16 protein-coding genes and 2 pseudogenes are annotated in these 25,196 nt (G+C 34.0%); 12 read left to right on the forward strand and 6 right to left on the reverse strand.

Annotation, left to right across the window (positions count from 1 at the left end; translation table 11 throughout):
• Positions 1–98: 98 nt before the first annotated feature.
• Positions 99–1,484: an ankyrin repeat domain-containing protein gene (locus ABWU45_RS04725; protein ID WP_353278005.1), complete on the forward strand. Its 1,386-nt coding sequence runs from the start codon at positions 99–101 to the stop codon at positions 1,482–1,484.
• A 61-nt stretch (positions 1,485–1,545) separates the two neighbouring features.
• Here ABWU45_RS04725 and mutS read toward each other — a convergent pair whose 3' ends face one another.
• Positions 1,546–4,056: a DNA mismatch repair protein MutS gene (gene mutS, locus ABWU45_RS04730; protein ID WP_265041646.1), complete on the reverse strand. Its 2,511-nt coding sequence runs from the start codon at positions 4,054–4,056 to the stop codon at positions 1,546–1,548.
• A 114-nt stretch (positions 4,057–4,170) separates the two neighbouring features.
• On the opposite strand from mutS, the gene ABWU45_RS04735 reads away from it, so the two are divergent.
• Together ABWU45_RS04735 and ABWU45_RS04740 are read left to right on the forward strand one after the other, a co-directional pair.
• Positions 4,171–5,274, forward strand: coding sequence for an ankyrin repeat domain-containing protein (locus tag ABWU45_RS04735; protein WP_353278007.1), 1,104 nt, complete (start codon positions 4,171–4,173; stop codon positions 5,272–5,274).
• Between the two features lie 164 nt (positions 5,275–5,438).
• Complete coding sequence (locus ABWU45_RS04740; protein WP_353278009.1) at positions 5,439–6,701, forward strand: ankyrin repeat domain-containing protein; 1,263 nt, start codon at positions 5,439–5,441, stop codon at positions 6,699–6,701.
• Positions 6,702–6,751: 50 nt separating this feature from the next.
• Here the strand turns inward: ABWU45_RS04740 and ABWU45_RS04745 are convergent, their stop codons facing one another.
• The gene (locus tag ABWU45_RS04745; RefSeq protein ID WP_353278011.1) at positions 6,752–8,833 is read right to left on the reverse strand and encodes a heme lyase CcmF/NrfE family subunit; all 2,082 of its coding nucleotides are present in this window, start codon (positions 8,831–8,833) and stop codon (positions 6,752–6,754) included.
• A gap of 146 nt (positions 8,834–8,979) precedes the next feature.
• Here ABWU45_RS04745 and ABWU45_RS04750 point away from each other — a divergent pair, with 146 nt between their 5' ends.
• Positions 8,980–10,212: a hypothetical protein gene (locus ABWU45_RS04750; RefSeq protein WP_353278013.1), complete on the forward strand. Its 1,233-nt coding sequence runs from the start codon at positions 8,980–8,982 to the stop codon at positions 10,210–10,212.
• Between the two features lie 222 nt (positions 10,213–10,434).
• Here ABWU45_RS04750 and radC read toward each other — a convergent pair.
• Positions 10,435–11,114: pseudogene (radC, locus tag ABWU45_RS04755) on the reverse strand (RadC family protein).
• 227 nt (positions 11,115–11,341) lie between these two features.
• On the opposite strand from radC, the gene ABWU45_RS04760 reads away from it, so the two are divergent.
• Both ABWU45_RS04760 and ABWU45_RS04765 read left to right on the forward strand, forming a co-directional pair.
• Entirely contained in the window at positions 11,342–12,619 is a 1,278-nt protein-coding gene (locus ABWU45_RS04760; RefSeq protein ID WP_353277926.1) for an IS4 family transposase, read from the forward strand.
• A 178-nt stretch (positions 12,620–12,797) separates the two neighbouring features.
• Positions 12,798–13,623: pseudogene (locus ABWU45_RS04765) on the forward strand (IS4 family transposase); the annotation flags it as partial.
• A gap of 37 nt (positions 13,624–13,660) precedes the next feature.
• On the opposite strand, the gene ABWU45_RS04770 reads toward ABWU45_RS04765, so the two are convergent.
• Positions 13,661–16,930: a UvrD-helicase domain-containing protein gene (locus tag ABWU45_RS04770; RefSeq protein ID WP_353278014.1), complete on the reverse strand. Its 3,270-nt coding sequence runs from the start codon at positions 16,928–16,930 to the stop codon at positions 13,661–13,663.
• 74 nt (positions 16,931–17,004) lie between these two features.
• Between ABWU45_RS04770 and ABWU45_RS04775 the strand changes: the two genes are divergently transcribed.
• From ABWU45_RS04775 to holA, 5 genes are all read left to right on the forward strand, one after another.
• On the forward strand, positions 17,005–17,871 hold the full coding sequence (locus tag ABWU45_RS04775) for a 4-(cytidine 5'-diphospho)-2-C-methyl-D-erythritol kinase (protein ID WP_353278016.1): 867 nt from the start codon (positions 17,005–17,007) through the stop codon (positions 17,869–17,871).
• 3 nt (positions 17,872–17,874) lie between these two features.
• Positions 17,875–18,222 (forward strand): Mth938-like domain-containing protein, encoded by a 348-nt coding sequence (locus ABWU45_RS04780; protein ID WP_007302686.1) that lies wholly within the window; start codon positions 17,875–17,877, stop codon positions 18,220–18,222.
• Entirely contained in the window at positions 18,216–19,025 is an 810-nt protein-coding gene (locus ABWU45_RS04785) for a metal ABC transporter permease (RefSeq protein ID WP_015588476.1), read from the forward strand. The genes ABWU45_RS04780 and ABWU45_RS04785 overlap by 7 nt, the downstream gene beginning before the upstream one ends.
• A gap of 114 nt (positions 19,026–19,139) precedes the next feature.
• A complete protein-coding gene (locus ABWU45_RS04790; RefSeq protein WP_007302688.1) occupies positions 19,140–19,322 on the forward strand; it encodes a hypothetical protein in 183 nt (60 codons plus the stop codon).
• Between the two features lie 5 nt (positions 19,323–19,327).
• On the forward strand, positions 19,328–20,359 hold the full coding sequence (gene holA / locus ABWU45_RS04795) for a DNA polymerase III subunit delta (RefSeq protein WP_353278018.1): 1,032 nt from the start codon (positions 19,328–19,330) through the stop codon (positions 20,357–20,359).
• Here the strand turns inward: holA and gltX are convergent.
• On the reverse strand, positions 20,311–21,669 hold the full coding sequence (gene gltX, locus ABWU45_RS04800) for a glutamate--tRNA ligase (protein WP_353278020.1): 1,359 nt from the start codon (positions 21,667–21,669) through the stop codon (positions 20,311–20,313). The two genes, holA and gltX, sit on opposite strands and share 49 nt — an antisense overlap.
• Before the next feature lie 222 nt (positions 21,670–21,891).
• Between gltX and typA the strand changes: the two genes are divergently transcribed.
• Positions 21,892–23,721 carry a translational GTPase TypA gene (gene typA, locus ABWU45_RS04805; RefSeq protein WP_007302691.1) on the forward strand — a complete coding sequence of 610 codons (1,830 nt, stop codon included), beginning with the start codon at positions 21,892–21,894 and terminating at the stop codon, positions 23,719–23,721.
• 36 nt (positions 23,722–23,757) lie between these two features.
• Here the strand turns inward: typA and ABWU45_RS04810 are convergent, their stop codons facing one another.
• Positions 23,758–24,696: a hypothetical protein gene (locus tag ABWU45_RS04810; RefSeq protein WP_353278022.1), complete on the reverse strand. Its 939-nt coding sequence runs from the start codon at positions 24,694–24,696 to the stop codon at positions 23,758–23,760.
• Between the last annotated feature and the right edge of the window lie 500 nt (positions 24,697–25,196).

Genomic DNA, 25,196 nt, shown 5'->3' on the forward strand with positions numbered 1-25,196 from the left:
AATAAATTAACCTTTGGGCAAGCTAATATCTAAAAATCCTTTACAAACAATTCTGATTTGGATATAATTTTTTTGATTGTGTGTGTTGAGGTATACTTATGAATTCTGAAGAATTAGAGGAAATGTTGGCTAAAAAAAAGAGGGTGGATGCTGTAATAAAAGATCTTGTTGATACTGTTACCAAAAATGATTCAGAAAAAGTAAAGTCAATTTTTGAGAAAAATAGTTCCATTATTCGAGATGTTGTTACTGACGTTAATTCCCAAAGCGGTACAAATTTATTAGGTGATGCTGTTGATGAAGAAATAGCTAAGTATTTAATAGAGCAAGGTGTAAGTTTCAGCGCTGCAGTCAAAAAGGCGATTATGAAAAGAAATTTAGGGTTAGTAAAATCAATCTGTGAGATAAATAAATCAATAGCTAAACATGAGTTACAGCAAAATCCTGAGCCACTACAATCTGCAACTTATGATCACAAATTTAATGATAAAATTGCAAGGTATTTGATTGAACAAGGTGCAAATCCTAATGCAACTGATCATCTTGGTCGTTACTTACTTCATCTGCAAATTGCAAAAAGCAATTTCAAAGGAGCTAAGGCTTTAATAGAAAACGGCGCGGATGTTAACTTAATAAATCAAGAGGTAAAAAGCTATCAGAACTTAATTATTGGTGGTAGTGCGTTAAAGGGTGAAACTGAGTTGAATTTTGCAATTAGAATATATTACAAATATAAAGACATAGACGATCAAAAATCTGATGAAACCTTAAAATTTATAAGTTATTTAATAGAACAAAAAGCAAACTTAAATATTAAAGATTGTAATGAGATGGTCCCTTTAGATATTGCTATATTTCATAATTCTCCAAAGATAGTAGAATTATTGATAAAAGCTGGTGCTGATCTTAATGTTGGAAGGGAAAAAGCAGAAGGTGTTTTAAAGTATGCAATTACTGAAGGGCATATAGATATAGGGAAAGCTACAATTCGATATATTTTGGAACATGACTCACACTGGTTAACAACTTCAAATAAACCAGATCTTCTCAATGGTCAAGAAGAGTTATCAAGCTACTGGGATGAATGTCGTGCTCAAGTTATAGAGCTATATGATATGGTAGGAGATAATATTGACTTGAATAGTGGTGATGTATCCATAAAACCTGTAATGAGAATATTGAGTGAATTTCTAGATCATGATAGTAGAGAAAATTTAGTAAAAGCATCATTAATATCTACTCCTAGTCCTAATACATCAGAAGATTTTTGCCCAAGAAAACTCGCTGTTATAAGCGTAGCTGCAATATTTTGTGCCTTAACGCTATATTTTCTTGCTCCATTAATCATTGGGTCTTCTGCTGGAATTGGTACTCAACTAGCATTAGGAGCTGTAGGTGCAGTTGTAGGTGGTGGAATTGGAATCTTGACCAATGTGGCAATAGATCAATGCTACGTTAATTCAGCTACTCAGAAAGCTGACTAAAATTAAAGCGCCATAGATTGCTAAAACTCCATAATTGTGGAGTAATATAATGTTACTTTCCTCAAGCCTTTAGCTCCTCAAATACTTCTCTTGCTCTGTTTAAAACAGAATCAGGAAAACCAGCAAGTTTTGCTACATGTATTCCATATGACTCATCTGCAATGCCTTCAATTACTTCATGTAAAAAGATGACTTCTCCTTTCCATTCTTTTATTTTCATACAAAAACATTTCACATTTTCTAAGTATTCACCTACTTTAGTCAATTCATGATAATGAGTTGCAAAAATGGCGCGGCACTTATTTACATTGTGAATATGTTCAATCACCGCCTGTGCAATAGATAATCCATCATACACTCCTGTGCCCCTACCAATTTCATCAAGTATCACCAAGGAACGGTCCGTTGCCTGATTTACTATCGTTGCTGTTTCGATCATCTCTACCATGAAGGTAGAATAACCAGCTGTTATATTATCCGTTGCGCCAACCCTGCTGAATATCTTGTCAATCACTCCAATATGCGCACTCTCTGCTGGCACAAATGACCCCATGTGAGCTAAAACTGCAATGAGAGCGTTTTGCCTCAAGAAAGTGCTTTTTCCAGCCATATTAGGACCAGTAATTAGATGTATACCAGCTAAATTGATGCTATTTGCAATGAATTTATCGTTAACTTCAACCACTGGATGTCTTCCGCTACAGATATTGAACTCTTTGCTGTCATCAATGATGGGTTTTACGTAATTATTTTGCACTGCAAGCTCTGCAAACGCGGTTCTAATATCAAGTTTTGCCAAAGCATTTGCAGCAAGAGCAATTTTTTCAGATTCTTTAGCGACTTCACTACACAGTTCACTAAAAATTTTCATTTCTAAGCCGATTGCAGCATCACGTGCCGTAAGAATTTTATTTTCTAGTTCTTTCAACTCATTAGTAGTGTAGCGCATGCTATTTGCTAAGCTTTGTCTATGAATAAATATATCCGAAGTTATTTTGTGATTTGCCGACACTTCAACGTAATAACCGAGTATGTTGTTATGTAATATTTTAAGTGCGGCAATACCAGTTAGGTCGCGATAAGATTCACGGAGTTTGGTTATTAGTTTATTACTATTATTTAATATGTAGGATAACTCAGATAATTCTGAGTTGTATTTTGAGTGAATAAATCCTCCTTCTTTCACGGAACTGAGGTTATTATCGAGTATAGCACTATTTAACAGTTCAAATAGGTCTTTATGATTGCCAAGGCTTTTATGTATTGTGCTTAGTTCACTTTCGTCACTACTTATCACCTGAGTAGTAGACACTGGTTCCTTTTCTCTGGTCAAGCACTGGAATGACATCTGAGAGTTAATTTCTGATTTTTCACTTAAACAATAATTATGCAAGGTAGACAGAAACTCAGACAACTCTAAAGTTTTTCCTAGGCCTATTTTTAATAGGTTCATATCCTTTGGTGAACCACGCCCTAGTATTAAGCGCGATAAAGACCTCTCAATATCTGGAATGTTAGATAATATCTCTCGTATTTTTCTGCGTGGCTCATGATTATTTACAAAAAATTGAGCGGTGCTGAGCCTCAAATTAATTGCCTTAGAGCAAGCAAGGGGTGAAGCGAGCATTTGTTTGAGCAGGCGTCCACCAGAGGCTGTTACTGTGTGATCAATAACTGAAATTAGTGAACCTTTCTTTTCACCAAATTGAGTTGAAAACAACTCAAGGTTTCTCCTTGCTGAAGCATCAATAAGCATGAAATTTTGTTGCTTATAGGTTTTTGGGAATTCAAGCCTTGGAATGGAGCCCCTTTGTGTTACTCTGACATATTCAAGCAGTGCACCACACGCCATGATTTCTACTTTGCTGAAATTTCCTATACTCCCAAGTTCCCTGATTTTATAAAACTCGCATAACGTTCTGTGAGATTTACTATACTCAAAAAAGCTCTGTGCGTGTTGCGTAATTGATATTTTATAATTTTTTAAAATCGATCTAATTTTTTCGTCCTCAGTGAATTTTTCAGAAATTAATAATTCTCTTGGTGATATACGCAATAAATCACTATCTAGAGCCTTCAAACTCGTTAAAGTGTGAAAAAATTTTCCCGTCGATAATTCAAGCCAACTAATAGCATATTCGTCATTTTGTTCAACTATGGACGCGAGATAATTATTGCTTTTATCCTCCAGTAGCGAATCTTCTATAATTGTACCTGGAGTTACAACTCGTACTACATCACGTTTTACTATGGATTTATAGCCCCTCTTTTTTGCTTCATCAGCAGTTTCTAATTGGTCACAGATTGCTACTTTGAATCCTAAATCTATTAACTTGTGTAGGTAAGATTCGCTACTGTGTGCTGGCACTCCACACATTGGTATTTCTTGCCCATTTGAATTGCCTTTCTTGGTTAGCACTATATTCAGCAATTTCGCAGCTTTAATAGCATCATCGAAAAATAATTCATAAAAATCGCCCAGTCTATAAAACAATAGATGATCCGTGTATTGAGCTTTCAAATTTAAATATTGCTCCATTACAGGGGTATTTTTTTCTCTTATTAAGTTCATAACATTTTTAAATATGTTAGCAGCAAACCACTTACTCTGGTGTTGGTTATTTTATTATGGATCAATAATTTTTTTTTAGCTATAGTACAAAAACAAATAGTTTGAGGTAGAATTATGGAATATGAACGGTTGTTAAAAATATTAAGGACAATAAGTGACTTAAATGAGAACAATATAATCGAAAGGGTAAAAGAGGAATTGGAAAAAGAAGATCCAGACACGTATAAAAAGTGGCAAGATAATGGATTTAACATAAATTATACATTCGATGATCAAAGTACATTGTTACATATAGCTGCTAGAAATGATCTTGTAAAGATAGCAGAGCTTTTAATAAAAAAAGGGGGTAATGTTAATACAGCAGATCAAGATGGATGGAATCCTTTACACTTTGCTGCTGCAAGTGGTAGTATAGGAGTGGTAGAGATTCTCATAGCAAACGGGGCTAATGTTAATGCAGCAGATCAAGATGGGTGTACTCCTTTGCATTGTGCTGCTCACAATGGACATAAAGAGATAGTAGAACTCCTATTAGACACGGGGGCTAATGTTGATGCAGTAGATAAAGTTAAGATAACTCCTTTACACGCTGCTGTTCGCTTTGGTTATACAGAGATAATAAAAGTTCTCATAGCAAACGGGGCTAATGTTAATACAGCAGATCAAAATGGGTGTACTCCTTTGCATTGTGCTGCTCACAATGCAAATAAAGAGATAGTAGAACTCCTATTAGACACGGGAGCTAATGTTGATGCAGTAAGTCAGGCTGAGAGTACTGCATTACATCATGCTGTTTCTGCTGAAAATTGCCAAGTGGAAATAGTAAAAGCTATCATAGAAAAGGAAGCTGCTGTTGACATAGCGGATAAATACGGGCGTACTCCGTTATGCTGGGCTATTAGAAATGGCTATTCAGAAATAGCAAGAATTCTACTTGAAAACAAAGCAGATCCTTTATTGGGACATAAAAGTTTTAACACATTAAAGCTCTTGATTGAATTAATAAAAAATGATTTTAAGCACTCTAAGAAAGCAGAAGAAACACAGCAACAAGAGGATGATGAATATGAATTGATTAAATACTCACTGGTACTTCGCAATGACTGTTCTTTAACTGATATTGCTGAAAGAGGTGCATTTGGTAAGTTGATATCTACGTGGCTTGTTGACATGTCCAACTTAACAGAGAGTCAGAAGGAGTTGAATAAAAATTCTTAAGTACTTTTAAAGACTTTCCACATGTTACTTATAAGGATTATAAGAACGATGTTGAAAAAATTAAAAAATTTTTACTGGATCATAAAAGTAATCAAGATCTAAAAACCATCCTCAACCTTAAAAGAGGAGAATCTAAACTGACAATACTGCATATTCTATCAAGTATGGAATGTAGCAATGCGGGAGAATTCATAGATTTACTGTTGAATTCAGGTGCTGATCCTAATGAAAAGGACGACACAGGAAGAACACCTTTACATTATGCTACTCGTTCTGGTCATTGTGATACAATTATCAAATTGCTTCTAAGGAAAGGAGCTAATCTTGATATAAAGGATAAAAAAGGTAAAACCCCAATAGAATTTGCAGTTAACAATCCCAACCTTAATATTAAAGAGTACTTTTTAACTGATGATGTTATTTATGAAACTTTTCGTAAAAAAACACAAGTTGACTATAATGGAAAAAAGCCTTTGTGCAAAAGTGTAAATCTATGGGGAGAGGATTTTCTACTAGATGAGCAAGATCCAGATAAATATTTTTGTAAATTAGATGAAGTTCAAGACATAAATCAGCTAGAACAGGTTGTAAATGAAGCTATAAAATTTAGGGTAAGGTTCAATCTTACTTGTGAGGGAAATATATATGAAAATACTTATGAGAGTAAGTATAATTTTACAGATTATGTAATAAGAAGAATTAGTGAATTAAAGATTTTTCAAGTTGAAAGGGACATAGAAGTTGCTAGTCGCATAGTATGTAATTTGGTAAAAAGAGGTGCAGTATTTGAAACTTTAAGTAGTATAATTGTAATTGATAAACTAGAGAAGTTTAAAGACCACAAAGCTAATCTTAAAGAAGCACGTAAAAGCTATATACATTACTCTCTAAGGTTTTTGGAAGCTGCAAAAAACGCAACTACTGGTAAGGTAAAAGAGGCAAAAATGGACAACTTCACTTTCTACTTGAAATACTCAAAGAATAGTATAGTCGAGGTTGCAAAAATCATAAATGGAACAGATGAAAGCACAGAATTTCGAAGAGACGTGATAGCAATCGGTGAAAGCGAGACAGAAATTTTAACGGAAGGTGGGGTAAGAAATTATACTGACCTTATAGGTAATATAGTACTGACTTTTCATACTGATTTGGGAAAAGTAGATGCTAGATTGTATTCTGATGTGCAAGATGAAGGAAAAATTATAGTAGAAGTGAGTAACAAGGAGGAAATATTGGAAAAGTTTAAAAATTATAAAGAAGAGTTAGGTGAGAACTGCTTGCTTGGTGGTTCTTCTGTCTACGACGCTATTAAGCAGGGATATTTTAAAAGGCCTGAGGAAGTAGATTCCATATATCATGTAAGTTCTTCATTAGAAAATATATCTTTATTTCCTATTGTACAACAGAACATAGAGAAAATTCGCTAGCAAGGTTAGTGTTGCTTAGCTTAAGTTTAAATTGCCAAAAAATGCAAACTTTATGATACTGAAGGAACTACTTTTTTGCTAGAAGGCAAAGCAGCAAGGAGCAAACCAAAAGCGATAAGAAAGGATCCTAGCCAGATTATAGACATTCCAGGTTTATAGTGCACTTTAGCTGCGATTTTGCTCTTACTCTTATCAATCTCTCCAATTACAACATAAATATCAGAAAATAAATTGTGGTAGATACTGCTTTCAACATTTTTCTGACCTTCCGCAAGGTAAAATCTATATTCAGGAGTTACTTCACCTAATATCTTATTATTCAGCAAATTCCTGATATCCATTGTACCCCTCACTGCATGGAAATTTTTTTCTTTTATTAGCTCAATATTTCGTAAAGTAACTTTAAATTTATTGACTGTTATGCTGTCTCCTATTCCCAAGTAGTTTTCTTTTTTCTCCTGCCAACCAACTGAATAAGATATACCAAGCACTAGAATTGCCACTCCAGCATGAGCAAGCATCATTGCATAGTAGGACTTAGAAACTCTTCTTGCTAATAAAATTGATTCACCAAATGCTACCTTAAATAAACAAATTCTTTTACTATATGCTTCTAAAACAAAGATTAATAATGCTATGGAGATGGTAATTGATAGCACAATCATTAGCTCCATGTGAAAGATAAACGGCAAAATAGCTGCAGCACTACAAAATGAAAATCTATATTCACGGAATATTGGCAATAGACTATTTCCCTGCCAACTGCAGTATTGCCCTATCATGGTGAGCACTAGAATAGCTAGTGCAATAGAGTTAAATAAAGAATTGTAATATGGTGCTCCAACTGAAATTAATTCACCGGTTAAATACTCAAGCACTGTAGGGTATAAAGTGCCAACGAACACGATGAAAAAGGCAGTGATGAATAATAAATTGTTCATCAGCATCATCGTAAGGCGTGAAAAGAATCTTCTACCTTCTGTCACTTGAGTAGCAGATTTCTTTTCAGATTCCAATATCGAATACTGGAAAGATGTGTGATTCTTTCTCGTAAACACTACAAATATTACTAAGCTACTGACTGTAATTACACCAAGTAGAGCTAATATATACAGTCCATATCTTGGGTCATCTGCAAACGTGTGCACTGAGGTAAGTATTCCTGAGCGGACTAGAAATGTTCCAGTCACACTCAATATAAAAGTTGTGAGCGTAAGTAAAATAGCAAAATTCCTTAAAGTATTGAAATTTCGTACAACGAGCAACAAATGTGTCAGCGCCACTGCAATTAGCCACGGCATCAAAGAAACGTTTTCCACTGGATCCCAAAACCAAAATCCACCCCAACCGAGTTCACGATATGCCCACCAGCTACCCAAGCTGATGCCCAAAGTGAGCAGCGACCAAGAAATAAGTACCCAAGGCCTGACAATTTTAGCCCAAACATTTCCTTCAGTATTTAAAATTAATCCAGCTATAGAGAGCGAAAAAGGAACGCTAAATCCAAGGTACCCCAAATATAATACCGGTGGATGAATAGCAAGGCCTATATCCTGCAATATCGGATTAAAACCCAGTCCATCTGTTTCAATGCCTGGCATTTTAGTGAAGGGGCTGGATTCAAGTAAAGTGAACAGTAAAAAACAAAAGCAAATCAAGCCTTGGGTGATAAGAGATATTTTTTTTAATTTACTACCATTAGTTCGTTCTGGTGTCATGCAAGTAGCTGACACTGGAATCCAGTTTTTATTACACTGCCATTTGATGTACTCATTTGCAATTAAATTCCAGTGTCTGGGCACTGGGATGACAGAAGGTATATAAATATCCATTAGTAATAAATACATGACAAGCACTAAGGTCCAAAGCAACATAGACCCTTCTTTATTTCCCCAAATACCACAAATCTTATAGATCAAAGGTTTTGTTGTGTGTGAGTGGTAATATACGTTTTCAAGTGAGAAATCATTTTTAATGTGGCAGTAGATCAAAATAGCCATTGATGCTGACACACAAAAAAATATGGCAGAGGAGACGAATCGGTAAGAACTAAACGGTAGAAACAAATACGTTAAAGATAACAAACAGGCTACCAATAACAATATATTCCCAAATTCAGGCATAAGATTCATATAATGATATTACTAATAATAAATTGGGAGTTAAAGTTTTAATATAGGAACAAAGTTAATCTTCAATTATATTAATAGTAAGTAAAAATTAATCATTAAGCTTTTATACTTTATATTATATAACATTAATATTGTGAGGTAATATTATGGGCACAACTAAGATTAGTGAATTTCTATTCAATATAAAAGGTAAAGTGGCAAAACAACATGCTGAACCAATAATTGAAAAAAATCTCTATACTATTTTAGGATTCAAAGATGTAGAAGATTTAGAACATAAGACAAGTAAGTCCGTTAACAAAAAAATTTGGCAGCTATTTATTGATTGCTTTACAAAGGAAATAGATTATGTAGCAACTAAGCAAGTTGTAAAAAACGTTGTTTGTAATATTGCCAAAAGTGCCCAAGGCAATGCTTTTACTGAAGCTGAAAGCTTAATCTTAAACGAAAAACAAGATAATAAAAAGAGAGAAAGAGCGATTAAAAAAGCTACTAGTATTTTAAAAAAAATCAATCCAGAAAAAGCCTTCAATGAACTTTCAGTAATAAAAAAACAAGCCGAAGATTTTTTACAAACCGATTTTTATAAGGCGCAGAGCAAACCACTGCCAGGATTTGCTACATCTGGTGCGCAGCTTTTTGCGGAAACTTTGAAATATATAGAAACACTAGAAAAATTATCAGAAGTTAAAAAGGAAGATTTAACTAAGAGTTTCCTATTAAATTATATTAGTTCACTGAACAAAAAGTATCCTAAATCACAAGGTAAAAGGGAAGATGCTATACGAATACTATCAAGCGATGAGTTGAAGAATTTTTATAATAAAGGTGTAGAGGAAGGAATACTACAACCGCTGGTATCATATAAAGAATGCAGAAATCTGTATGATAAAATGAGCCAAACAAAGAATGAATGTATAATCAAAAAAGAAGAGCATGAGAAAGCAAGTAAGTCAATAACCAGTATAATTAGTGACATAAAAAAATGTAGAGAAGCAGTCCTTAATTGCAAAAATTTTCAGAGCTCCTACATAAAGGAAAAAGCAGAACACCCATTTAGAGGCACCTCATGTCAAAAAATGATTGATATATATCAAGAGAGAATTGCTGGATATCAGGAAAAAATTCGTCAAAACCTAAACCAAATAAGAGCAATATTAAAAGATACGCCGCAAGATGTGAAGGAAATAATCAATTGTGTGCATGAAGCAGAGCAGTATGATGAAATTTTTGATTCGGCTTTAATTTGTTTATCGAACATACAGAATAAGCTAGATATTCAACCAGAAAATCCCCTAACAGAACTCAGAGCTTCACAAATTAACGTTGAAATTGAGCTAACTAGGCTCTGTGAACAAAATATTAGAGTAAGCATGTGAGTGCTTCAACAAAATTCAAAAAACCAATAAAGATCTCATAAGTCTTATCAAAACAGGAGATTTCTAATAGTGGCAAATACCATGTATTTCTTTCAATTTGCCACTATTACGCCACCTAAATCAAACATTGTCTTCCAGAAGGAAAATTTTTGTTCCACTGGCAACCACCTCATGTATAGCTTTACTTCCATAATAAGAAAAATGGCAAAAGCAATTTTAGATCTACTCTAATAAAAGCCTATTTTCCTTGAAACTAAAATAGCTACTAAATGTGATAATATATGATCTATTAATTCTATTCCTATGCTTTTGCAAGCTTCTGCAAGCTGTCTGGTGAGAAACATATCGCTACTTGAAGGCTGTATATCTCCACTTGGGTGATTGTGGGATATTACAATCGATGTTGAGCCAATCAAAAGAGCGCGTTTTATGATCTCTCTAACATAAAGAGGAGTTTGATCTATTGTACCAAAGTTTTGTAGATCTTCTGCTATTAGACGATATCTTTTATTCATATAGATAACGCGAAAATTTTCTTTATTAAGGCTTCCTATACTTGCTTTTAAATAATCAAGCAATTTTTCCCAATTATTGATTATAGGTAGGTCCTTTACTTCTTCTCGTGCAGAACGAACAAAAGCCTGTTTAACACAAAAGATAGCAGATATAGCTGCATTACTAACTCCTTTAATATTCTGCAGTGCTTCTAAATCGGCATTAAAAACCTTATTCAAACTGCCGAAAATTTCTATCAAATTCTTTGCTACTGGCTTTACATCAATTCTACTATATGCTGAATATAAAATGTGTTCTAAAATCTCATAATCAAGTAATGATTGTCCGTTATCTGAAATAATTCTCTCTCTTAGGCGCTTTCTATGACCTTTTTTGTAATCTTTCATTATTCATGAATTGCTTATCTCTTATAATAAGAAATTGAATTTTTAAGTAAAATATTTAATAAAATATATGAAGCATAATTGTAAATTTTTGAAGACAGCAAATGAAAGTAGCCCCTCTCTTGTCATCACTGCCATTAAGTTAAGGAAAAGTGATGAACTGTATTATAAAATCAGGTAAGATTCACAAATTAAAAGAAGTAATGACATGAGTAAAAAAAAGAATAATCATGTTTATAAAAAATAAATTGATGAGTTTAAACTTTATAAACGCACACAGAGCATCCTCAAAAGACTTCTCACGAAAAAGAAAGCTGCCCTTCGTTAATGTATTTCTCCTGATTTTTAGAAAGAGTGTAAAGTCATTACAAGTGATGCTTAATGAGTTTGTTCTGCATACAAGAAAAGATTATACAATTACGGCAAGTGCATTTACTCAAGCAAGAAAGAAGCTAAAACATACTGCGTTTTCAGAGTTAAATGATGATATAGTTTCCCTATACTACCAAGATCAGGAATTTAAAACCCACCATGGCTTCAGAGTACTTGCATTTGATGCTTCAATACTGATTCTGCCAAAGAGCGACAAAATAATAGGTGAGTTTAGCTCAAGAGCAGTATGGAATGGAATCCAGAGATTTGAAGACTATACAAGTGCAACCTTTGAAGTTTGCTACGATATGCTAAATAATATTGCAATAAAATCTGTGCTAAGTAGAGGTGACAGCTATGAGGTTGATTTAGCAATCGGTATGCTTGAATCCATAAAATCAGACGATTTGTTAATCTGTGATAGAGGATACGTATCTTATCGATTTCTTGCTGAGCTTACAGGAAGGAAAATCAATTATATAATTCGCTGTTCAAGTTCGTCTTTCAATGAAATAAACGCTATGTTTAAGCCGGAAAGCCCATCTAGTACGGTGGTAGTGTCTACCGCACCTATTAAAGTAGCAAGACAGCTACGAAAGCTAGGATTACCTGATGAGATGAAATTCAGGTTAGTCAAAATAATACTTTCTTCTGGCGAAGTTGAAGTGTTAGTAACATCTCTGTTAGATGAGAAACGTTTTACAGTTGAAGAGTTTGAGAGATTATATTACTTGCGCTGGGGAGTAGAAACATTTTTTTCTAGGCTGAAGGGAAGATTAAATTTAGAGAATTTCACAGGAAAAAGTATTGAAACTATCAAGCAGGATTTTTGGTCAACTATCTTCATCAGTAATCTAGAAAGTATCATGATAGAAGATGATGAAGAGACATTGAGCTCACAGAATAGTAAACTAAAAAAAAGCATCAATAAATCTGTCTCATTTAATGCGATTAAAAACTTAGCCTTTGATATTTTTTCTACAGAGTCAGACATAGACTGCATTATGGATCGACTATCACAGTTATTTTTGATGAACACTTTAGTGGTGAGAAAAGGGAGAAGAGTTGATCGTCATAAGATATCTGATATTCGTTCACTCAACTACCAGAAAAGAGCTAGAAAACATGTGTTTTAAATTCAAGATATCTTTTCAGTATCATTGCATTAGTACATTCTTTGCAAAATAACCTGCAATTATTACTTTTTTAAATAACTTGCACTTTTCAGACTCCCTTTTCTTAAAAATTCACCCTAGTATTTACCATAATTATCAATCACTTCAAATTTTTTGTCCAATCTTAACTTCTCTTTCCCTTAACTTAATGGCAGTGAGATCAGACCAGGGATATAGGAAACATTTAAGTAATATATTAAGCAATGATTTGCTAATATCTGATCTCGGTTATTTTGTGCCAAGTTCTTTTAAACAAATCAATGAAATAGGAGCTTATTTCATAAGTCGTTATAAATCCGATACCAACATATATGATGTAGAAACAAATCAAAAAATGGAGTTATTAGAATGTTTAGAGGATAAGTTATTTTTAGAAAACGAGGTATTGTTAGGAAAAGAAGCAAAAATTAGAGTAAGAATTATATGTCAGAAACTAACTGAAGAACAGTCTATGGCCAGAAGAAGGAAAGCTAATAGATTAGCAAGATCGCAGGGATATACATCCTCTAAAAGAAATCAAAAATTGTTGAACTGGTCAATATTTATAACTAATGTTCCAGAAAATAAAATTAGTGCTGAGCAAGTATTAACGATTTACAGAGTAAGGTGGCAAATTGAGTTATTATTTAAATTGTATAAAAGCCATATCAGGCTTGATAAGCTAAAAGGAAAGCCATGCAGAGTATTATGTGAACTATATGCTAAATTGTGCGCAATTCTTATATTTCACGGCATAGTTGGTTGCACAGAAGTGAAAAAGAATACAGAACTTAGCTTAAACAAAGGCATTTATTGAGCTAAAAAGGCGGGTTAGAGAGTTATTTTTAGTATTAACCAAAATTAATAGTTTAAAAGCATTTCTTAAAAAACTCACTATAACTTGGTCGCGATTTTCATTAAAAGACAAACGTAGAAGGGCTAGAGTATCCACTTTAACCTCTCTAAATTTGCTCACAATCTCTTAACTTGACGCGTATGGTTTATTTAACACTCCCTTGGAGTTTAGATCAAAGATTGTAAGGTTAAATCTTCCATCCAAATAACCACGCACTCTACCTGCTTATCTGGGTAGACTTCTTGCACTAAGGTTTTATAGATCAACATTTGCTTTTTTATTTCATTTGATGAGGAAATAGAAACGTTATGGTGTGATTTATAGTCAATTATGATTGCTTTGTCTTCTGTTATACACAGTCTGTCTAGCCGCACTAATACTGGTTTTCCGTCAATTGTTCCACTAAGTGGAATTTCTGATTTGCCCTCCAAGTCGAACAGGTAATCATATTTTTCATTAAAGGTTAATATTTTGCTGTAAATTTCATCCTTATCTTCACTAGTGTTTATGCTATCAAGATATTTCCTAACCCAATTTTTTCTCCTGTCTTTCTCTATCTTGGGCATATATTGCAATATACTGTGAATTATTAAGCCTCTTGCATAGCTGTCTGTCGTCCCAATGCTCCTTTTTGTCATTCCAGCATTCTCATCTGTCATCCCAGTGCTTGACACTGGCTTTTTTTCTCCAGGTTCCAGCGTTACGTGCTGCAATGACATTGATAGGTTTGATGGAGGTGAAATCACTGGAACATCAAAATAATCACGTTTTTTATAAATAGAAGGGTAGTTTGCATTCATGCATAGCACTTCAACTTTTTCTTTAAATATCGGCTGTAAGTATAGTTTTTTCCTCTCATATAATGCTCCATATTGAATAACTAGATCATACCAAGAGCCCTTTTGCACTGGCTCTTTGCCTAAAATGTATAACTCATCTTCAGCACGCGTAAGTGCCACGTACAGCAAACGCAAATATTCGTTATAATCCTCTAGTTTTTTCTCTCTTTTTACTTGATTACAATAAGCATTACTATTTTTGCCACACCAAAACGGTGCTTCCGTTGCATCAAACAAAATATTTTCGCTGTTTCTTGGTACTGTATTTGTGTCAACTAAAAACACTATTGGAGCTTGTAGACCTTTTGATTTATGAATTGTCATTATTCGTACAGCATTGAGTTCTGATTGCATATCGTTTTTAATCTCAGGATTATTTTCTTTGATCCACTGAACAAATGCTTGAAGAGATGGGTGCTCAAATTGCAATACGAGGTTCATAAATTCGTCTAGAATCTCGAAGCACTCAAGACCTAGCCTTGCAGCAAATTTCTTCTTGCCTGTGCGCAATATATGCGTGAATAGTGTAAGGGGAGATTCTGTCTGAGATAAATTAATTAGATAGTTTAATTCATGAGAGATAATCTCCTGATAATCTTGAAGTTTTTCCCACAACGACTGTTCTTTACGATCGTATGCAATATTGAATAAATCATCCTCAGTGAAGTTAAATAGCGGTGATTTTAAAACATTTGCAAGAGCAAGATCATTTGCCTGGAGGAGCAAAAATTCAGCTAAAGCTATTAAGTCCTGCACAGCTATGTAATCCATAATTCTAAAATAATCTCGGCCTATAACTGGTACATTTACTTTTTTTAGTTCACTTATTATGTAATCAACTAACACATTTCGCTGCCGTACCAAAATCATAATATCCCTTGGTTCTATATGACGATCTTTGGCGACTAAAATCCGCCCTTCGTTTAACCAATTGTGAATTCTTTGGGCTATTGCCTGAGCAAGTAATCGATCTGTTACTACATAATCTTTCCTCTGTATTAAATGAATTTGTAAGGCTTGCTGCTCTTCCTCTTTATACTTTGGCAGTAACGGCCAGATTTCAATGTACCCTTGATCGTTTTCTCTATATGGAATATGTTTTATCTTGTTATCATTGAAAGATATTTCTTCACGAAAATTGTTAAATATTCTGTCTACAAGCATCAAAACTTCTGGAGTTGAGCGAAATGACTTTTCAAGTTGACATGATACCCAATCTCTGCCACCGGTTTTCGTGTGAAAATATTGCTGCATGTAATTAAATAGATGGGGATTTGCTCCTTGAAATCTGTAAATTGATTGTTTTACATCGCCAACAACGAATAAAGTTCTCTTTTCGTCACCACCGGTAAAAAATTCATTGCAGAGATTTGTTATAATTTTCCATTGACTGATACTATTGTCTTGTGCCTCGTCAACAAGAATGTGGTCTATTTTTTGATCTAGATTAAACAATATCCAATCTTTATAGCCTGGATTGCTAAGGAGATTTGTTGCTAAATTGATGATATCATCATAATCAAGCAGTGCATTCTTTGATTTTTCACTATTATATAGATCAACATATACTTTAAATATACTAAGTAAACTACTGGTTCTTGCGAATATTTGATAAGAATTTATATCCTTTACATGGGTAAACAATGCATTTTGAATGCTTTCTATCATTTGCTCTACGTCTTCAAATTTTTCCAAAGCACCCTTTGTTATAATGGATGATATGCTCTTTTTTTCGTACGATTCTGATTTGAGAAATACTTTAGCTAAGTTCTCTATCTTGTTATCATCCCAGTGCTTGACACTGGGATCCATATTTCTTTTTTTCTGGATCCCAGTGTCAAGCACTGGGATGATAACATTTGGTACGGACGATTTTGTGCTATTACACCAATCATAAAGTATCGCACTGTAACTCTGATCTCTTTTGCTTCCCTTACTTAATATTTTAGCTAATCTTTTTATCTGCTCAATCGTTTCATTCTGTAAATTGTCAATCTTGTCTGGGACGCTTAGTTTATCTTTGATATATCCTAAATTATTTTCTAGAGCTGATCTCTTTATACATAAGGTATAGAGCAAATCACGCAGCTTATTTTCATCAATTTCAGCTGCAACGATATTGATATCGTCCTGCACAGTTTCGTTATGAAGCGTTTTTTCAAATACGATGGAATGCAATTCTTTACATTCGCTCAACGTACAATTTGGAGCGATACCAGCTTCTGTAGGAAAGCTGGAGATTAATTTGTAACAAAAGGCGTGTATAGTTTGAATATTAAGACCAAGATTTTCCAGTTCAGAAAAAAGCCTTCTTGCTCTTGTTAAATAATCTTTATTTTCTCTGGTCACACACTGGGCTAATTGTTCTAAATCTGTGACCAATATACCCTCTGGACATATTGCCCACTTACTAAGTGTACTGTAAATGCGATCCTCCATTTCATTTGCTGCAGCATTGGTAAATGTTAAGCAGAGAATATTTCTCTTATTCTCTAATAGAAGTCTTAATACTCTGTCTATTAAGATCTTTGTTTTACCTGTACCAGCTGATGCACTTACCCATACAGAGAAGTTAGGATTTATGGCATTTGATCTCATTAGGAGTGTATAAAGTTTGACTGAAGTGGCATTTCAAGTATAGTAAATAAGATAGTGTTAGTGAAGATATACAGATGGAAAGTTTTTGTGTAAAGGCTCCTGCAAAGATCAATCTTTTTTTACATATTATAAATAGAGAAGAAAGAGGGTATCATTTAATTGAAAGTTTGGTTGTCTTTGCTAAACTTTCTAATTTTTTAGAGATAAAAGTAGGAGAAAAAAACTTTAGATATGATAACTCTACAGTTCAATTTGTAAACTCTGAGTTTAAAATAAATTATCGATATAATACTATAACGAAAGCATTGAGTCTACTGCTTAGGTACGCTCCTATACGAACTAAAGTCACTGTAAAGGTTATAAAAAATGTACCAATTGCTGCAGGATTTGGTAGTGGTTCCTCAGATGCTGGAGCTGTGATACGCACGCTAGGAGAGCTGTGGGATATTGATAGGCAAATTTTAAGTGATATAGCTTTAAGCGTTGGTGCTGATGTGCCTGCAAGTGTAGATAGTAAGCCAGTTTTTGTTAGAGGTGTTGGTGAGGAATTATGTTCCATTAAACAATGCTCTTTACCCATAAGTCTGGTACTTGTGAAACCAAAAAAAAAGTTTTTGAATACATCAGAAGTATTTTCCAAGTATAAAGAGGATTTCTCTAATCCAATTAAGTGGAGTGATAACACTGAGGAGAATTTGTTAGAGCTTCTTAAAGAGACAAAAAATGACCTTCAAGAAGCAGCAATAGGTCTTGTACCTGAAATTCAGAATGTAATATCAACACTAGAGTCACAAGAAGGCTCTATACTTTCTCGTATGTCAGGTAGTGGTGTAGCGTGTTTTGGAATGTTTGATAGTAAAGAAAATGCAAAAGCTGCAGCAGCAAATATCAAAAAGGAATATCCAGAATGGTGGGTGTGCGACACGGAATTAATAGTTTGATTTATGCCCTTAATTTCCAAGAAGAAAAATCTTATAGATGGTTACAGGGAAGAAAGATTTTGGGTAAATAATCAAGAATATCATGGCTCAATTATAATTTTTCCTGAAAAGGTGATTGAATTGAAAGAAAGTGATATAAATAACAAGGAGTATTTTAAATCTTTTTTAACAGAGGAAATAGAGATTTTGATAATAGGTACTGGTAAGATACGCGATTGTTCAATGAAGTCTTATCTTATGGAGCAAAAGAATTTAAATTTTGAATTTATGACGACGGGTTCTGCATGCAGAACCCATAACGTTTTAATATCTGAAGATAGATTTGTTGTCAGTTATCTGATAGCATGTTAGAGATATTTACACAGAGTTTTTTTATAAACAGTCTAATTGCGGTAATTATGATTAGCCTAGTCACAGGAGCTCTAGGGTCATTTATGATATGGCAAAGGTTATCGTATTTGGGTGATAGTTTGTCCCATTCTTCATTGCTTGGTATTGCACTTGCTTTGATCTTTAATATCAGCCCATCGGTAAGTATAATGCTCATTGCAATTATGTTTGCTATACTACTTTCTCTTAATTTTAATAAATTATACTCTGCTGATACGATATTGAACATAGTTACCAATGTAGTTTTATCATCGAGTTTAATACTTATGTCTTTTCTTCCATCAGGTAATAATAGTATTATTAGCTCACTTTTTGGTGACATATTAATGATTGACCAAAGTAATATAATATCAATTTTTCTAACCTCCGTAATAGTTACTTTGATATTAATATTTAGATGGCGCTATTGGCTGATGATTTCGATTAATCAAGATTTGGCAACAGTTGAGAAAGTAAATGTTAATTTTGTTAGGCTAGAATTTTTGATTATACTCGCTATCTTTATTGCAATTTCTGCTCAATTAATAGGAATATTACTCATTGCTGCATTTTTGTTAATACCTGCTGCATCAGCAAGACTCATTTCAAAAACTCCAATGCAAATGATTATTGTTGCAACAGTTTTTTCTGTGATTTCTGGAGTATCAGGTTTGATATTATCTGCAAGTTTTGACTTATTAACTGGACCTGCAATTATACTTATCGCAGCTGTGTATTTAATCATTGCTTATTTTATAAGATTGGTGTTAAGTAGATCGACTTAATTTTGGTCTCGGAAGTTCATAATTCATTAACAAATGAGTGTAACTATCTGAGCGTAAAGTAGTTTTTGCTACGTTGTTTTTATGTGCTAATTGTTAATTTGTGGAGTGAAAGATATGGCCGAAGGATTTTTTTCTAGATATATAGGACAGCCTATAAAAAATTTTTATAATTATGTTACGGGAAAGAAAGAAGTGTCTGATGATATGCAGAATACAGCAAATCAAGAAAGCTCAGAATTGTTGGAAACTGATGTGCAATCAAATGATGTACCACCAAATAGTGATAATATAATATAGATGGCATGAGAATCACGCCATCTAAAGTTAAAAAATTCCTTGAGAAACCCGATACTTTAAGTGGTGTATTAATTCATGGGAGTGACAATAGTAAGGTCGATATTTTTGTACAGGAAATAATTGCCAACTTGAATGAGTATTCAGTTCAGGTGATGGATTTTGCAGTAGTGAATAAGTCGCCTGGCTTGTTATTTTCCGAGTTGGCAAACATTTCGATGTTTACTAAAAAAAGGTTAGTTAAGCTGATAAATGTCAGTGGAAGTATATCTAAAGAGTTAAGAAACATATTGGATCATAATATAGGCGATCATTATATAGTAATGATAGCAAATGATCTTCCATATAGTTCTACAACTAAAAGTTATATGGAAAGCTCAAAAATTTTCGGTGTCATTACCTGCTATAAGGACAGCGGTAGTAATCTTTGTGATATTATATCAAGTTACTTGAAACAAAATGATATAGAGTGCACAAGTGAGATAATCTACCACTTGCAGTCTTATTTTAATCATAGCAAACTGCCTATATATTCAGAGCTTGAAAAATTAGTTTTATATCTAGGAAAAAGAAAAGATCTTAAACTTGCTGATATAGATCTATGCTTTTCAACCTCCGGCAATGATTATGTTACACTTGATAATCTGTGCTCTGCAATAGTGAGTAAAGACATGGGGCAATTCATCAAAATTTCCGATGTATTGATATTACAAGAGAATTTTTCACCGATAGCATTAATCCGTATTATATCAAATTATTTTCTACGGCTAGAAAGCGTTTTGCTGTTAATACAAAATGGAATGAATGAACAAGCTGCAATTGACCAGCTGAGTCCTCCATTGTTCTTCAAACAATTGCAGAGTTTTAAATCTCATTTGAAAAGTTTGCAACTTTCAGAACTTAAGAAGATCTTAGAAAATTTGATGAGCTTGGAAGTGACCTGTAAAAGAACTGATCTGAATCATAAAATGATCTTTCAGCATGAGATTAACTATTGGTGTAATTCAAATACATTCGGTGCATTTAAACCTTTTGTATGATTTTCTTCTAACCTTGCAACAATGCTCTCTCTACCGATAAAAATTAATAATTTAGCAAGTTCTGGACCTGTTTCTGTTCCTGTTAAAGCGAGGCGCAACTGCATAAATAGATCTTTTGCCTTTATATCAACTGTCTGTCGAATATTTTTAACCCATTCTGATAACGTATTTTCATTACAATCACCTTGAGGTAATGTGCTTAGCGCTATTTTTATAAATTCTTTATTAATAACCACAGGCTCTATATTGGATTTACATACTTGCCACCATTTGGCCACCTCAGAAAACCTGTTTATGTTGTTTCTTATAAAATACCAAAACTCTGAACCAATTTGACTTAAACGATCTTGCACCATTTCAAATGGCATTTGTTGCAGCACTTTGCTATTTAGCTTATACATTTCACTCAAGCTGAATTGTAAAGATGCTGAGCTAAATTTTTTGATATCAAATGAGTCAATTAAAGGCTGCATATCAACATGAGCTTCTATTGGATCAGATGTGCCAAGTTTTGCTAAATAGCTAGTTAGCGCCATTGGCTCAATCTCATCTTCTCTTATGGACTTAATATCCAACCCACCTTTCCGTTTCGATATTTTGCTATCATCAAAGTGTAGTAGGGGAAGGTGGGCAAAGATAGGAATTTTCGCTTTTAATGCTTGAATCATTTGAATCTGAACTGCGGTATTAGTTACATGATCTTCCCCGCGTACAACATGGGTTACATTAAAGTCAATGTCATCAATAACAGAAGGTAGCATGTACGTATAAATTCCATCTTCTCTTTTTACTACAGGATCGCTGATATGAATTGTTGCAATATTTATTTCGCCTTTAACTTCATCATTCCATTTTACAGTTTTATTTCTATCCAATTTAAATCTGAAATGTGGTTTTCGTCCTTCTTGCTCATAACGAATTTTCTCTTGCTCAGTTAGAAGCAACGCACCTTTATTGTAAATAGGGGGAAGACCTTGTTTTAATTGCAATTTTCGTTTAGTGTCTAATTCTTCTCTTGTTTCATAACATGCATAAATATGACCTTCTTTCATTAACTGTAAGAACACCTCGTTATAGCGCTCAAAACGCTCTGATTGCTTAAAACTTGAATTCCAATTTATGCCAATCCATTTTAGGTCTTCTATGATATTATCTACATATTTGATATCTGAACGCTCAAGATCAGTATCATCAAAACGTAGTAAAAATTTTCCATTTTGATTACGTGTGTACATCCAACAAATGAGTGCAGTGCGTATGTTTCCTACATGTAGGTAGCCAGTTGGGCTTGGAGCGAATCTTGTTAGCATTTAAATGATTACTTTAGTTTATTTTAATTTTATATAAATGTACTGCTAAAGCAAGATTCTTCTTTGTCTTGGTGTTAGTTGCTACAAAGTACAGCGAATATGAAACCTTTTTGTTAGAGTTCCATGATCTGCCTAAAATACTCTGAAAGCACGGCTTTAGTTATTTACTCTAAATATATTATACGTATACTTGTTATTAAATTAAATTTGAAATTATAAGAAATGAGTGAATTTAAATCAATCCGCAATATTGCAATAATTGCACACGTTGACCACGGAAAAACTACTTTACTTGATAACATGTTAAAACAAAGTGGCACGTTTCGTGAGAATCAAGAAGTTCAAGAACGAGTGATGGATAGTGGTGATCAAGAACGTGAACGTGGGATTACAATACTTGCAAAATGTACGTCAATAATGTGGGGTGATGAGAAAATCAATATCATTGATACACCAGGACATGCGGATTTTGGTGGAGAAGTGGAAAGGGTGCTCTGCATGGCAGATGGTGTATTACTACTGGTTGATGCTGCAGAAGGTCCAATGCCACAGACTAAGTTTGTGTTGTCAAAAGCACTAAAGGCAAATTTAAAACCGATTGTGATAATCAATAAGGTTGATCGACCAGATAGCAGAATTGATGAAGTACTAAATGAAATATATGAGTTATTTTTTAACCTTGATGCAACCAACGAGCAACTAGATTTTCCAGTACTCTATGCTTCAGGTAGAAATGGTTGGTGTGCTAAGGAGCTATCTGATGAAAGAAAAGATTTAAGCCCATTATTTTCAACGGTGATAGATTACATAAAACCTTCCGTTTATGATCAAAATGCACCTTTTGCTATGCTAGTTACTTTACTTGAATCTGATAAATTTCTTGGCAGAATATTGACAGGAAAGATTTACCAAGGAATCGCGCAAGTTAACTCAGATCTTAAGGTAATTGATCTTGATGGTCAAGTGGTTGAGCGAGGGAGATTAACTAAGTTACTCTCATTTTCTGGCTTAAAACGCGTTCCAGTAGAGCAAGCTGTAGCTGGTGATATCATTGCCATTGCAGGACTTGAGAAAGCTTCAGTTTCAGACACTATAGCAGCACCAGAAGTTACAACTGCGATCAGCTCAACTCCAGTTGACCCACCAACAATGGCGATTACTATAAGCGTGAATGATTCACCTTTTGCTGGGCAAGAGGGAACAAAACTTACCTCAACTGTTATAAAAGATCGTTTATATGCAGAAGCAGAAACAAACGTTGCAATTACTGTAACTTTGGCTCCAAGTGGTGAAGCATTTGAAGTAGGTGGACGTGGTGAGTTGCAGCTTGGGGTACTGATTGAAAATATGAGAAGGGAAGGTTTTGAACTTTCAGTTTCACGGCCTCGAGTGCTGTTTAAAGAAGAAGATGGCAAAAAACTTGAACCTATAGAGGAAGTAGTAATTGATGTAGATGATGAGTATAGTGGAATCATCATGGAAAAACTTAGCTTTCGAAAAGGTGAAGTAACTGACATGAGACCTTCTGGTAGTGGCAGAACTAGGTTGACATTTTTAGTGCCATCAAGGGGACTGATTGGTTATCAAGGAGAATTTTTAACTGATTCTCGCGGCACTGGTATAATCAACCGTTTATTTCACAGTTATGCTCCACATAAAGGTTCAATTTCCGGAAGGCGTAATGGGGTTTTAATTTCAACAGACAAAGGCGAAGCAGTAGCGTATGCAATTTTCAATCTGCAAGATAGGGGAATTATGTTTGTTAAGCCACAAGATAAGGTATATTGTGGTATGATTGTCGGTCAGCATAGTCGTGACAATGATTTAGAAATAAATGTACTTAAAGGTAAGCAATTAACAAACGTAAGAGCTTCAGGTAGCGATGAAGCTATAAAGCTTACTCCACCAAAAATAATGACACTGGAGGATATGATAGCATATATAGACGATGATGAATTGGTAGAAGTAACTCCAAAATCTATACGTTTGCGTAAGAAGTTCCTCGATCCAAATGAACGTAAACGTGCAGGAAGGGCGAAGAATAAAGAGTAATCAACGTTCCTGATAAAAATCTGAATCCCAGTGTAACTACTTGCATGATAGGAGAAGAAGTACTGTCACGACATTATTGATACTGGGCTTTTTTGCCACTCTGTTGAACGGACACTGATTAAGTTCTTCTATTTTCTTGTAGTCTATGAGAATAGATACATTATCTAATGCAGTTCTAACATTAGTACCGTTCTGATGAATAACTACAGATAGCTCAAAAGCATTTAAAGTATATTCAACATATGGAGACAGTACAGTACTTACTGCAATAAAGACTTCTTGTAGTATACCACTATTTCGAGCTTGTATCAAAATAGAATTGATACATTCGTTATTACCTTTATATATAGCAAAGGCAAGTGGTTTGATGACATACGTCAGGCTTGGAAACTGCATAATATCTTTAGAAGTAAGGATATTGTGTAGTATACCACTATTTTGAGCTCTTATTAAAATAGAATTGATACATTCGTTATTGCCTTTATATATAGCAAAGTTAAGTGGTGTGATGATATACGTCAGACCTGGAAACTGTACAATATCTTTAGAAGCAAGGATATTGTGCAGTATACCACTATATTGAGCCTGCATTAAAATAGAATTGATACATTCGTTATTACTTCTATGTATAGCAAACGCAAGTGGTGTCAAAGTGTAAGTATAACCTCTTATTGTATAGTTCATAGTACTTGAAGTCTTAAGAATTTCTTGCAGTATACCTTTGTTGTTAGAGTGTGTTAAAATAAGATCAACAGATTCATTATTATCTTTATATATAGCAAGGTTCAGCAGTGTTAGAGTGCGTCCCCCACCTCTTGGAAATCGTGTAGTATATCCAACTGTAAGAACTTTTAGTAAATCATTCTCTGAGGCTGCTTCTAAAATATTATTAATGCTCTTTCTATTCCATATGGCCCTTTTTAACTGAAAATACAAATCTTTTTGTTTTCGTGTTAAATTTTGATGATTTAGCATATTTTTGTAACCTCGCTTTAAAGTCAATGTAGTTTAATTATTAAAATTAATGTGTCAATATACGCTAGAATAATATTAAAGGGTTTTTTAGAGAGCGTATATAGACAATGAAAGTACACTTGATCCGAATGAACGTAAGCGTGCAGGAAGGGCGAAGAATAAGGAGTAATCAACGTTCCTGATAAAAATCTGGATGAGCTACTCGGATAACACCATCATAAAGGGAACCAGTGTCAGTTACTTGAGCAGGTACTGGGATGACAAGAGAAGGCTACAAAGGTGTCATGCAAGTAGCTCATCCAGCTTTTTTATAATCATCGAAAACATTGTATTTTAACATTACTTTTATACTTATAAGTTTCTAGGCACTGGATTTGTTGTAGACTTACTCTATCACTTTACCCTCTTATTTTACCACTCTCCTGCCTATATATTTTTATATGAGGATTTTTGCAAAAGTTTCGCATTTTTTGTAACATGATTTTCAGTATGTGTAACCT

The organism is Wolbachia endosymbiont (group B) of Longitarsus flavicornis, assembly GCF_964028135.1.
Lineage (GTDB): Bacteria > Pseudomonadota > Alphaproteobacteria > Rickettsiales > Anaplasmataceae > Wolbachia.

Excerpts from the sequence above, each read along its gene's own strand:
- ABWU45_RS04725 (WP_353278005.1), top strand. The coding sequence starts at position 99 with ATGAATTCTGAAGAATTAGAGGAAATGTTGGCTAAAAAAAAGAGGGTG.
- mutS (WP_265041646.1), bottom strand. The coding sequence starts at position 4,056 with ATGAACTTAATAAGAGAAAAAAATACCCCTGTAATGGAGCAATATTTA.
- ABWU45_RS04735 (WP_353278007.1), top strand. The coding sequence starts at position 4,171 with ATGGAATATGAACGGTTGTTAAAAATATTAAGGACAATAAGTGACTTA.
- ABWU45_RS04740 (WP_353278009.1), top strand. The coding sequence starts at position 5,439 with ATGGAATGTAGCAATGCGGGAGAATTCATAGATTTACTGTTGAATTCA.
- ABWU45_RS04745 (WP_353278011.1), bottom strand. The coding sequence starts at position 8,833 with ATGAATCTTATGCCTGAATTTGGGAATATATTGTTATTGGTAGCCTGT.
- ABWU45_RS04750 (WP_353278013.1), top strand. The coding sequence starts at position 8,980 with ATGGGCACAACTAAGATTAGTGAATTTCTATTCAATATAAAAGGTAAA.
- ABWU45_RS04760 (WP_353277926.1), top strand. The coding sequence starts at position 11,342 with ATGTTTATAAAAAATAAATTGATGAGTTTAAACTTTATAAACGCACAC.
- ABWU45_RS04770 (WP_353278014.1), bottom strand. The coding sequence starts at position 16,930 with ATGAGATCAAATGCCATAAATCCTAACTTCTCTGTATGGGTAAGTGCA.
- ABWU45_RS04775 (WP_353278016.1), top strand. The coding sequence starts at position 17,005 with ATGGAAAGTTTTTGTGTAAAGGCTCCTGCAAAGATCAATCTTTTTTTA.
- ABWU45_RS04780 (WP_007302686.1), top strand. The coding sequence starts at position 17,875 with ATGCCCTTAATTTCCAAGAAGAAAAATCTTATAGATGGTTACAGGGAA.
- ABWU45_RS04785 (WP_015588476.1), top strand. The coding sequence starts at position 18,216 with ATGTTAGAGATATTTACACAGAGTTTTTTTATAAACAGTCTAATTGCG.
- ABWU45_RS04790 (WP_007302688.1), top strand. The coding sequence starts at position 19,140 with ATGGCCGAAGGATTTTTTTCTAGATATATAGGACAGCCTATAAAAAAT.
- holA (WP_353278018.1), top strand. The coding sequence starts at position 19,328 with ATGAGAATCACGCCATCTAAAGTTAAAAAATTCCTTGAGAAACCCGAT.
- gltX (WP_353278020.1), bottom strand. The coding sequence starts at position 21,669 with ATGCTAACAAGATTCGCTCCAAGCCCAACTGGCTACCTACATGTAGGA.
- typA (WP_007302691.1), top strand. The coding sequence starts at position 21,892 with ATGAGTGAATTTAAATCAATCCGCAATATTGCAATAATTGCACACGTT.
- ABWU45_RS04810 (WP_353278022.1), bottom strand. The coding sequence starts at position 24,696 with ATGCTAAATCATCAAAATTTAACACGAAAACAAAAAGATTTGTATTTT.